Below are 10,978 nucleotides of genomic sequence, written 5' to 3'. Positions count from 1 at the left end.
GTCCGTGTTGCCGAGGACGGAGAGCGAGTGGCGCTCCGGGTGCGGCATGAGCCCAAGGATGTTCCCCTCCGCGTTCGCGATCCCGGCGATGTTGCGCGCCGAGCCGTTGGGGTTCGCGGCGTCCGTCGCCTGTCCGCGCCGGTCGACGTAGCGGAACACGACCCGGTCCTCCGCCTCGAGTTCGTCGAGCGTCGAGCTCTCCGCGACGAACTGGCCCTCGCCGTGCGCGATCGGGATATGGAGCCGGTCGCCCTCGGCATAGGCCGACGTGAACGGCGTCCCGGCGTTCTCCACGCGGAGTCCGACGTCGTGGCAGCGGAAGCGAAGGTTCCGGTTCCGGACGAGCGCCCCCGGCAGGAGGTGTGCCTCGCACAGCACCTGGAATCCGTTGCAGATCCCGAGCGTGAGCCCGCCGGAGCGCGCGAAGTCGATCACCTCGCCCATGATCGGGCTGAAGCGGGCGATCGCCCCCGCCCGCAGGTAATCTCCGTACGAGAATCCGCCCGGCAGCACGACGACGTCCACCCCCCCGAGGTCCGTCGACTTGTGCCACAGGTACGTGGCGCTCTCTCCCAGCCCCTCCGTCACGGCCCGGTACACGTCCGCATCGCAGTTCGAGCCCGGGAACCGCACGATGCCCACCTTCATGCCCACCTTCATCCCAACCTCCATCCCCGCCGTCATCCGTTCACCCCTCCCGCACGCGCACGACGTAGTCTTCGATGATCGGGTTCGCGATCAGTTGCTCGCACATCTTCTCCGTGGAGGCCTTGGCCGTCTCCGCCTCATCGGCCTCGACCTCGAGACGGATCAGCCGCCCGGCGCGCACGGAGTGGACGCCTTCGTAGCCGAGGTTCCCGAGCGCCCGGCGGATCGTCTCGCCCGCCGGATCGAGAATCCCCTCCCGCGGCGTGACCCGGACATCCACGGACCAGACCCGGCTCATGCGGGCGCCTCGTAGAGTTCGTGGCCCGCGATGCGCCGGAAGGCCTCCAGATAGCGCTCCGAGGTCGTGCGGATGACCTCTTCCGGGAGCGCCGGGGCCGGCGGCGTCTTGTCCCATTCCCCGCGCCCGACGATCTCCTGCAGGTGGTCGCGCACGGGCTGCTTGTCGAGCGAGGGCTGGCCGCCCCCGATCCGGTACGAATCGGCGGGCCAGAAGCGGGAGGAGTCGGGGGTCATCACCTCGTCGATGAGGATGAGGCGCCCATCCGCCCCGCGCCCGAACTCGTACTTCGTGTCGGCGAGGATGATGCCGCGCTCGCGGAGCGTGTCGCGGCCCGCGGCGTAGAGCGCGAGGCTGATGTCGCGCAGTTCCCCCGCGAGTTCCGCCCCCACGATGTCGCACATGCGGTCGAAGGTGATGTTCTCGTCGTGGAGCCCCTGCTCGGCCTTCGTCGAAGGCGAGAAGATCGGTTCCGGATACTCCTCCGACTCCCGCAGCCCCTCCGGCAGGGGCTCGCCGGCCAGCGTCCCGTGGCGGCTGTACTCCTTCCACGCGGAGCCGGAGATGAAGCCCCGCACGATGCACTCGACGGGCAGGGGCCGCGCCTTCTCGACCAGCATGGCGCGGTGTCCCCACGTGTCGGTCGTGCCGGCGAGTTCCGGCACCGCCTCGGCGATCGCCGCCGGGTCGCTCGCGACGCGGTGGTTGCCCACGATGTCCGTCGTGCGGTCGAACCAGAACGCGGAGAGTTGGGTGAGCACGGCCCCCTTGTGGGGGATCGGGTTCGGGATCACGCAGTCGAAGGCGCTGATGCGGTCGCTGGCGACCATCAGGATGCGGTCGTCGAGATCGTACATCGAGCGCACCTTCCCCTTGCGGAGAAGCGGCAGCGGGAGGTCGATGTCGTGCAGCGCGGCCGGCGCGTCGGCGCCGAGCGTGGTCTGTGTCATGGTGTCCTTTCGAGTGTCCTTTCGGGAGTCACGGGTTCGGGTCCGGCCGCGTTCCCGCGGGAACGCCGCGTCCGACGCGTCCCACGCGTCATACGCATCATACGCGGACCTCTTCGGCGGGTCGCGGCGCGCCCGCGGCCTCGAACAGCGGGTCGATCCTCGTGGTCAGGAAGCGCTCCACCTGGTGGGCGGAGCGGCCGACGAGCCGGTGCGGGTCGGCGAGCGCGTGGAGTTCCTCCATGCCGAGCCCGAAGGCGCCGTCGGCGGCGATGCGCGCGAAGAAGTCGTTGTCCTCCGCGCCCTCGTCGAGCCGTTCGCGCGCGGCCAGGGCGTGTCCCCGCACCCGTTCGTGCAGGTCCTGCCGGTCGCCGCCCCGCCGCACGCCCGCGATGAGGATCTCCTCGGTGACCATGAAGGGGAGGGCCCGGCCCAGCCGGCGCGCCACGACGGCCGGGTGGACGACGAGTCCCGCACTCACGTTGCGCGCGAGGATGAGGAGGGCGTCCGCCGACAGGTAGCCCTCGGGCAGCGAGATGCGGCGGTTCGCGGAGTCGTCGAGCGTGCGCTCGAACCACTGCACGGAGGCGGTCCACGACGCGTCGAGTTCCAGCGTGCAGAGGTGCCGCGCCAGCGCGCAGATCCGCTCGCTCCGCATGGGGTTGCGCTTGTAGGGCATCGCCGACGAGCCGATCTGGTGCTTCCCGAACGGCTCCTCGATCTCGCCGAACGCCTGCAGAATCCGGATGTCGTGCCCGAAGCGCGCCGTCGAGGCGCCGATGCCGGCGAGCACCGCGAGCGCCCGGTGGTCCACCTTCCGCGGGTACGTCTGGCCGATCACATCGTACGTCCCGGCGAAGCCGAAGCGCGCCGCGAGCCGCTCGTTGAGCCGGTCCACCTTCCCCCCGTCCCCTTCGAACAGTTCGAGGAACGTCGCCTCCGTCCCCGTCGTGCCCCGGGCGCCCCGGAAGCGGAGTTCCGCCCGCACGGCTTCGACCTGCTCGAGGTCGAAGAGGAGGTCCTGGAGCCAGAGGCAGGCGCGCTTCCCGATCGTCGTCGGCTGGGCCGGCTGCAGGTGCGTGTAGCCGAGGGTCGGCTCGGCGGCCTGTGCGCGGGCGAAGGCGGCGAGGTCCTCGATCGTCCCCAGCAGCCGGTCGCGCACGATGTCGAGACCCTGCTGGTGCTGGATGAGGCCGTGGTTATCGCCTACGAAGGCGCTCGTCGCGCCGAGGTGGATGTACTTCCGAGCCTCCGGGGCGACCTCGCCGAAGTGATGCACGTGCGCCATCACATCGTGACGGAGGTCGCGCTCGATGACGGCGATGCGGTCGAGGTCGATCTGCTCCCGCGCCGCGTGCATGGCGACGATGGCGTCGTTGGGAATCTCGACCCCGAGCGCCCGTTCTTCCTCGGCGAGCGCAATCCACAGGTCGCGCCAGACGAGCGCCTGCATGCGAGGGGAGAAGATCGCCGCCATCTCGCTCGAGGCGTAGCGGTCGATGAGAGGATGTGGGTAGTGACGTTCCGCCATCAGAGGCGCAGTCCAGTCCAGCCAGCGGCCCTCCCGGGGCGACCTCGGTCGCCGTAAGGTCGCAGTCTAGCCCATGATCAGCGGACGCGGAAGGGCTGGAGGTATCCGATCTCCGTCCCGCGCGCGATGTAGAGTTGCACCGAGCCGTCGCGGGAGCGCGCGTAGTAATCGAAGAGTTCGCCCGCGTCCTCGGCGGAGCGCACCTCGTTGCGGTTGATGCTGAGGATGACGTCCCCCTCGCGGAGCCTCGTCCCGCGCGCCTCTTCGCCGACCGACGCGATGAGCGCGCCGGCGTCGACCCGGAGGTTGAGTTCCTGCTGGATCTGCGGCGTGACCGTGATCAGCCGGAGCCCCGCGAGCACCTCGATGCGCTCGGCCCGTCCGGTGGGCACCTCGTCCAGCCGGAAGCGCGCCTGGAGTTCACGTCCCCCCCGCTGGAAGGTCACGTCCACCGTCGATCCCACCCCTGAATCCACCAGCCCCACCTGCCAGTCGAGATCGTGGTTGATGACGCGCCCGTTGAGGGTCACGATCTCGTCCCCCGCCTGCAGTCCGGCATCGTCCGCCGGCGTCCCATCCAGGACCTCGACGACGAGCGGGCGGCCGAAGACGGACTCGGGGTCGGGCCGGTCGGTGAGCACCTGCAGTCCCGCCCAGGGCCGGCGCACGCGCCCGAACTGGAGGAGTTCGGAGGCGACGACGAGCGCCCGGTCGATGGGGATCGCGAAGCCCATCCCCTCCGATCCCCCCGAGCGCGAGAAGATCGAGCTGTTCACGCCGATGACGTCGCCGTCCGCGTTCGCGAGCGGACCGCCGGAGTTGCCCGGGTTGATCGAGGCGTCGGTCTGGATCATGTCGGCGTAGAGCACCTCCTGGCCGCCCGCCGCCTGGATGTCGCGCCCCACGCCACTGACGACGCCCGAGGTCACGGTCGCCTCGGTGTTGCGGAGGGCGTAGCCGGACGGGTTGCCGAGCGCCACCGCGGGTTCCCCGATGAGAAGGTTCGAGGACGAGCCCAGCGGCGCCGCGGGCACCCGGCCCGGGGGAACTCTCACGACGGCGAGGTCGGTGAGTTCATCGAAGCCGACCACTTCGGCCTCGAACCGCTGCCCGTCGCGGTCCACGACCTCGATGCGGTCCGCCCCGCTCACGACGTGCGCGTTCGTGATGATCGTGCCCGCGTCGTCGATCGCGAACCCGGAGCCCAGACCCGCCTCGACCCGGGAACGGCCGCCGCGGTTGAAGAAGCGGGTGAACATGTCCTGCGACTGGACGGTCCGCTCCGTCCGCAGGCTCACGACCGAGGGGAGCACGCGGACCGCGGCGATGACGGTGGGCGTCCGCCGGGCCCCCGAGATCTCGGCCAGCGACTGGGGCTCGGGCCGGTTCGCGGGGTCGGCCAGCGAGGTGCGCGCGAACGGGTTGTCCGCGGGCCGGCTCTCCTCCGGCGGCGGAGGCCCGTTCCCCAGCGTCGTAACAAGCGCCCCCACGCCGAGGCCGGCAAAGATCAGGACCGTGGCCGCCACGAACACGCGCGCGGCCGCCAGCAGCATTCGCCTGACCCGATTTCCCTCGTTCATGGGCTGCGCCACCTCATGTCCCTCGTGCGATCTTCGGCCCGGGAGGCACGCCGCCACCCGCGCGGTGGCGACTCACACGATAACTGTACGCCAAACAACCCCCGAGGGTTCATGTTTGATGCCCCTCGGCCGGAGGTTCGGCCGGGAGCCAGGGGATTCCCGGGCCGGAGTTCCATTCGCCGCCGTAGCGCACGCCCGTCAGGTAGAGCCCGCCCGGCGGGGCGGGGAAGACCGGTCTTGAGGCGGCCTCTCCCGCCAGCAGTCGCTCGAAGTCCTCGAACGGGCGGCGCCCCGCGGCGATCTCCACGGACGTCCCCACCAGGTAGCGCACCATGTGGTGGAGGAAGCGGTCGGCGATGATCTCGAAGAAGAAGAAGGGCGGTCGGTCGAAGCGCCACGCCGCGCTCGCGACACGGCAGCGCGTCCCCCGCTCGGGCTGCCCGGCACGGGCGAAGCGCTCGAACGACCGTTCGCCGGCGACGGCCGCCGCGAGCCGGACGAGTGCGTCGCGGTCGAGCGGCCACCGCGGAATCCAGGCGCCGTCGCGCAGGAACGGCCGCCTCCGGCTGCCTTCGGTGACCACATACCGGTAACGGCGTCTCTCCGCGTCAAAGCGCGGATGGAAATCGGGCGCCGCGTTCCTCACTTTCCGGACGGCGACATCGTCGGGAAGAATCGCCCCGAGCGCCCGCGCCAGTTCCTGCGGACTCCAGGCGGGGGGCGCGCCGAACGCGATCTCCTGCGCCGACGCGTGAACCCCCGCGTCGGTGCGGCCGGCGAGGTCGATGCGGACGGGCCGGTCGAAGAGTTTCCCGAGCGCGTCCTCCGCCTCGCGCTGGACGGTACGCACGCCGGGCTGTAGTTGGGATCCGTGGAAGGAGGTCCCATCGTACTCGATCGTGGCCCGGAAACGGGCGGGCGGGGCCGTGGAATCCGACATGCGCGAAGATTAGCGACTTCCCGCCGACGAGGGGAAACCGATGAGGGGGAACCAGGAGGAATCGAGGTGACGAACACGATCCGGCGCGTCCTCTCCGGCGAGACCCTGGATGCCGCCGCCGCTGAAGCCACGTTCGACCGCTTCATGAGCGGCGAAGCGACCCACGCCGAGATGGCCGCGCTCCTCGCCGCGCTCAGGATGCGCGGGGAAACGCCCGCCGAGGTGGCCGGCGGCGTCCGCGCGCTGCGGAAGGCCATGATCCCGCTCGCCCTGGACGACGACCGCATCATCGACACCTGCGGGACGGGCGGGGGCACGCTGACCACGTTCAACATCTCGACCGCGGCCGCCATCGTGGCCGCGGCCGGCGGCGTTCGCATCGCGAAGCACGGCAACCGTTCGTTCACCTCCAAGTGCGGCAGCGCCGACGTGCTGGAGATCCTCGGCGTCCCCATCGAACTCCCTCCCGAGGACGAGAAGCGGATGTTCGAGGAGACCGGGTTCGTGTTCATGTTCGCCCCGGCCCACCACCCGGCCATGCGGCACGTGGGGCCCGTCCGCGCCGCGCTCGGCGTGACCACGATCATGAACCTCCTCGGCCCGCTCGCGAACCCGGCCGGTGTGCGCCGGCAGGTCGTCGGCGTCGCCCACCCCGACATTCAGCGCCTCGTCGCCGACACCCTCCTCGAACTCGGCCACGAGCGCGCGCTCGTCGTCCACGGCGAGCCCGGCATGGACGAACTGAGCCCCCTCGGCCCGACCCGGGTCTTCCGCATCGAGAACGGGACGCTGTCCGAGTTCGAGGTCGCGCCCTCCGACTTCGGCTGGCCCGAGTACGCCCCCTCCAATCTGGCCGGAGGCGAACCGGAGGAGAACGCGGAACGGGTCCGGCGCGTCATCGACGGCCGCGAAGCCGGGGCCGGCCGCGCGGCCGTCGTGCTCAACGCCGCCGCCGCCTTCTGGGCCGCCGGCGCCGTGGACACCCTCGCCGCCGGCGTCGCCGCCGCCGAACAATCCATCGATTCGGGCGCCGGAGAGTCACAACTCCAATCCCTGCAATCGTTTCAACCGACCGCATGACCCCACCGAGCGCGTCGGAGGAAAGCTGCCGTGTAAGGTTTCGCCCACTCGGAACCCATTAGGAGTAGGGGGATGTGTATCCCCAGGAGTAGGGGGATGTGTATCCCCGTGCGATCACTTCGAGTGGGGAGAGGGTGGAATGATTTGGATTCTGGCGGATACGCGTAGCGACGCCGAGCGCATACGGCGGGCAGCCGGCGCCGCTGCTCACGTCGTCGATGCTGCGGGGGAACTCACCGCAGGCGATAACGGCGCCAGTTGCATCGTCGTCGGCTGTGGGCCCCGATCGCTGCGAGAACGAACGGAGCTCCTAACGGACCTGGGACTGAGGCGACCCTGGGTTCCGGTGATCTTTGTGACGGATCGCGATGCAGACGTTGCACGTTCGCTGAGCAACGTGAGGGTGGCCGAGCTTGTCTGGTTCGACGATCTTGAAACCCAGCTCGCGCATCGGATACAGGCGGCTCGCACGACGACCGAACTGGCACATCTGGCGGAGAGAATCCAGAGCTCCTCCATACGTCCTGCTCTTCGCTCCGCCCTGGTATACGCGTTTCGTCAGGCGGAAGGAACACCAGTCCGCGGCGTGAAACACCTCGCCTCCGCGATCCGCAGTTCGCCGACGACGCTGTCCCACGAGTTCCGCGCACAGGTCGGCGGCGAGCCAAAGCTCAGCGAACTCCTCTCGGGTCTCGCAACCCTGAAGGCTCAGCAGCTTCGTCGGGCTGGAGCGAGCTGGGGGAACGTGGCGACCAGCCTGGGCTGCGACCGTCGAACGTTGACCCGGAGATCCCACCGGTGGCCGGGATGTACGCTCCGCGAGTTGGAGCGCTGGGCCCCGGAGCAACTCCTCGCAGCGTTCGTTGCCAGTTGCGAATTGACATTCCATTGACTATCCGATGGTCTTCCGCCTCATGCTAGTGCCGATCCGGAGCGCGGTTCTCGGACGTATGTCCCGGCATATGTTCTTGTTGCATTTTGGAATCGTTGGGATCGGCTGCGGGATGGAGGAGGACGGATCCAATCGTCATCCTCTTCCCGACGCTCTGAGGGACATTCAACGTGGAGCCACATTCATACTGTCTTCCGACACATTTCCCCCGGCCACCATGCACCAAGTTGAGGCGCTTCGCTGGTCCAACATGCGGCACCGCATTCTCACTGCGTCCCCGGGACCCATATTAGGCGCGTTCGGCGGTGAGGGATTGGATGTCCTGGGTGATCTGGTCAACGTCACGCTAGGTGCTGAGGGGCGAACGTATGTCCTCGACTCAATGAACGGAAGAGTTGTGATCTTTGACGCTGCCGGTCTGGCAGTGTCCACCTTTGGTCGAGTCGGAGATGGCCCGATGGAATTTCGTGCACCCCGTGATTTGGTCGCGAGCGGCGACACAGTAATGGTTGCCCAGACGGGACTCCTTAAAGTCTTCGCCGAGATTGGTCGCGAGTATCTCTTGCAAACGCAGGTGCGGCTGGAGGGCTCTCTCAATTCGCTTTGTGTCAGTGGAGGACGGGTATTCGGCAGCGTGCGAGGCCAGCCGGAAGGAGTGATTGTCGAATATGGACTTGTCGCACCCAACCGACGACAATCGTTCGGCACTGGCTATACCGTCGGCTGGCGCTACGCTCAACAGACATTGTCGACTGGCTTCGTGGCTTGCCGTGATGGCCTCGGCGTCGTCGTCTATGGACACGAACGTCTGCCTGCGGTCGATGCTTACGCGTTGGATGGTACGAAAGTGTGGTCGACGGTCATGTCCGATTATGAGCAAGGCTACTGGACAGAAACGAGTGACGGTTGGATGGTGAGTCCCGAATCTCCTCGCGAGAATCTCACGAGTCTCGTCATGACGTCCTCGGACTTTGTGATAGCATCATATTACCGCGAGGATCTGGATGGTAATGTGACGACGCGAGCTTACCTGCTGGACGCGTTAACCGGTGCGGGTGGTTTGCTGGAGCAAACCGATCGTGGTGACCGTGAGATACTCGCGATCAGTGGGGACCGGTATGTTACGTATGTCCGCGGCGCATATCCGAGACTGAGGATTTGGTATGTTGACGAACAATAGCGGTGTCTCCATGGTGCACGTGTGCGGTCGATCGCCGATCTGGATTGCAGTGTTGTTGGCGGGGTGCGCGGGCGATGGGAGAGGCGGCGTCGACCACCCGCTGGCGACCGCGGTCGACGAGCTTGAGAGACGGGCCACGGTTGTGATCGGGGGTGACACGATACCTTCGAAATCTATGAACGAAGTAGCGTCGGTCCGCTGGACGACGATGCGACGCAGAATCATGAACGCTCGACCGGGTGTCGTAATGGGTGATTTGGAGGGCGGCGGCGCAGGGGTTCTCGGGGGAGGTCTACGTGTAGCGCTTGGCCGAGGGGACCGAGTGTTTGTTCTTGATCGTCGGACCGGGCGGGTAGTGATTTTCGATTGGAGCGGCGAAGCGGTGGAATCGTTCGGAGGCATTGGGGATGGGCCACGTCAGTTCAGGTGGCCCGAGGCTCTGGCTGTCGTCGGCGATTCGTTGTTCGTGGCTCAAGCGGGAGGAGTGAAGGTCTTCGTGAGAGGCGCGGAGGGGTATGAGTGGGATGGTCAATTGCCGATCGATGTGTCGCCCCGCTCTCTATGTGTGGATGGGGACGCCATGATCGTCAACGCGGCGCGGGAGCCGGTGGGGACCATTCGCAGGTATGGGCCGGATGGTTCTGAAGAGATCGCGTTCGGGGGCGGGTACATGTTCGGCTCGGAAGGCACACGCCGGGCGCTGTCGCAGGGATTGGTGGCATGCGGCGGCCAGCCCACGATGGTTGCCTACGGACACCAGGATCTTCCGATCGTAGAGGGCTTTACGGGTGCCGGGAAGCCCATGTGGTCCGTGTTCCTCGAAGATTATGTCCAGGGATACTGGCAGGAAATGGGAAACAGTCGCGGCGCCCCTATTCCACCGATGGAGGTTCTCTCAAACGTGATTATCTCAGAAGCCGGCTATGTGCTGGTGTCGTATGATCGCCAACGACGCCGGGGGCAGGTGGTCGCGCGCACGTATCTGCTGGATGCCCGTACGGGCGAGGGAGGACTTCTGGAGGAGGACGAGGATGGCCGGCGCATACTGGCTGTTGGCGACACGACTTATGTGACTAACGTTCCAGGACCTTATCCGAGATTACAACTGTGGCACATGGAGTCAGAACGATGAAGCTCCGTCGTTTGAGGATGCGAGATCTGGCTCTGGGGATACTCCTCCTGAGTGGAATCGCCATCGGGTCGCTCGGTTTGATTCCGACCCCTCGAGTAGATCTTCGTTGGGAAGCACGCCGGGATTCAGAAGAGGAATACCGCCCCGGGCTGCGTTTGCGAGAAGGTAGGGAACTGCTGCTCGTGGCCATCCTGTCATCCCGCTGTTACTGGTCCAACGTTCCGGAGACCATTGAGGGTGTGAAGGCTGCGAAGTTGCTCGTTGCGCGACAGGCCGAGGAACGTGGTGTTGGTTTTGCAGCGATGGGTGTGGCACGTGACATGGTAGCGGCGGCCGGAATTGTCCACTTGGAGCGGCACGGGCCGTTCGACGAGGTCGTGGCGGGACGAAGTTGGATTAGCAGCGGCGTTCTGCAGTTCATCTACAACGATGAACTTCCGGGCTGGGCCGGAACGCCGCAGATCGTGGTGGTCGAGCAGATCGTTACATTCGAGGCAGGCTCCCGCCGGATCGAGGGACGTCGCGAGCTAGTGAGGAAGCTCGGACCGAACGAAATCGCTGAATGGGTGGCGGCCGGCGCTCCCGTGGAACCGGTGAGGGATTACCGCGACAGTGTGGGATCAGCGTTCAACCCACCGTCATACGGGATGCCCGTCAGATCGAGTCTGCAGGGGTAAGGCCGCGGAAGACCGCCCGCGCGTCCTGCCCCCCTCCCACCAGAGGCTGCTCAAAATCCGCGAACGAGGATGG

At 67.2% G+C, this 10,978-nt stretch carries 11 protein-coding genes; 5 read left to right on the top strand and 6 right to left on the bottom strand.

Annotated features, from left to right (window positions below; translation table 11 throughout):
* The 6 genes from purQ to truA form a co-directional block, all read right to left on the bottom strand.
* Window positions 1-648: phosphoribosylformylglycinamidine synthase subunit PurQ (gene purQ / locus OXN85_11560; protein MCY3600591.1), on the bottom strand; the 648-nt coding region annotated here is incomplete at its 3' end.
* Window positions 649-688: 40 nt separating this feature from the next.
* The gene (purS, locus tag OXN85_11555; protein MCY3600590.1) at window positions 689-946 is read right to left on the bottom strand and encodes a phosphoribosylformylglycinamidine synthase subunit PurS; all 258 of its coding nucleotides are present in this window, start codon (window positions 944-946) and stop codon (window positions 689-691) included.
* Window positions 943-1,896: a phosphoribosylaminoimidazolesuccinocarboxamide synthase gene (locus tag OXN85_11550; GenBank protein MCY3600589.1), complete on the bottom strand. Its 954-nt coding sequence runs from the start codon at window positions 1,894-1,896 to the stop codon at window positions 943-945. The genes purS and OXN85_11550 overlap by 4 nt, the downstream gene beginning before the upstream one ends.
* A gap of 97 nt (window positions 1,897-1,993) precedes the next feature.
* Window positions 1,994-3,424 carry an adenylosuccinate lyase gene (gene purB, locus OXN85_11545; GenBank protein ID MCY3600588.1) on the bottom strand — a complete coding sequence of 477 codons (1,431 nt, stop codon included), beginning with the start codon at window positions 3,422-3,424 and terminating at the stop codon, window positions 1,994-1,996.
* A gap of 77 nt (window positions 3,425-3,501) precedes the next feature.
* Window positions 3,502-5,004 carry a trypsin-like peptidase domain-containing protein gene (locus OXN85_11540; protein MCY3600587.1) on the bottom strand — a complete coding sequence of 501 codons (1,503 nt, stop codon included), beginning with the start codon at window positions 5,002-5,004 and terminating at the stop codon, window positions 3,502-3,504.
* 109 nt (window positions 5,005-5,113) lie between these two features.
* On the bottom strand, window positions 5,114-5,944 hold the full coding sequence (truA, locus tag OXN85_11535) for a tRNA pseudouridine(38-40) synthase TruA (protein MCY3600586.1): 831 nt from the start codon (window positions 5,942-5,944) through the stop codon (window positions 5,114-5,116).
* Between the two features lie 66 nt (window positions 5,945-6,010).
* Here truA and trpD point away from each other — a divergent pair, with 66 nt between their 5' ends.
* The 5 genes from trpD to OXN85_11510 all read left to right on the top strand — a co-directional run bounded on the left by trpD (window position 6,011) and on the right by OXN85_11510 (window position 10,905).
* A complete protein-coding gene (gene trpD, locus OXN85_11530; protein MCY3600585.1) occupies window positions 6,011-7,024 on the top strand; it encodes an anthranilate phosphoribosyltransferase in 1,014 nt (337 codons plus the stop codon).
* Between the two features lie 139 nt (window positions 7,025-7,163).
* The gene (locus OXN85_11525; GenBank protein ID MCY3600584.1) at window positions 7,164-7,916 is read left to right on the top strand and encodes a hypothetical protein; all 753 of its coding nucleotides are present in this window, start codon (window positions 7,164-7,166) and stop codon (window positions 7,914-7,916) included.
* A 457-nt stretch (window positions 7,917-8,373) separates the two neighbouring features.
* Window positions 8,374-9,096 carry a hypothetical protein gene (locus tag OXN85_11520; GenBank protein MCY3600583.1) on the top strand — a complete coding sequence of 241 codons (723 nt, stop codon included), beginning with the start codon at window positions 8,374-8,376 and terminating at the stop codon, window positions 9,094-9,096.
* A gap of 322 nt (window positions 9,097-9,418) precedes the next feature.
* The gene (locus OXN85_11515; protein MCY3600582.1) at window positions 9,419-10,228 is read left to right on the top strand and encodes a hypothetical protein; all 810 of its coding nucleotides are present in this window, start codon (window positions 9,419-9,421) and stop codon (window positions 10,226-10,228) included.
* Window positions 10,225-10,905 (top strand): hypothetical protein, encoded by a 681-nt coding sequence (locus OXN85_11510; GenBank protein ID MCY3600581.1) that lies wholly within the window; start codon window positions 10,225-10,227, stop codon window positions 10,903-10,905. The genes OXN85_11515 and OXN85_11510 overlap by 4 nt, the downstream gene beginning before the upstream one ends.
* Window positions 10,906-10,978 lie beyond the last annotated feature (73 nt).

It is taken from the genome of Candidatus Palauibacter australiensis, assembly GCA_026705295.1.
Lineage (GTDB): Bacteria > Gemmatimonadota > Gemmatimonadetes > Palauibacterales > Palauibacteraceae > Palauibacter > Palauibacter australiensis.
This window is presented reverse-complemented; position numbering and strand designations above follow the sequence as displayed.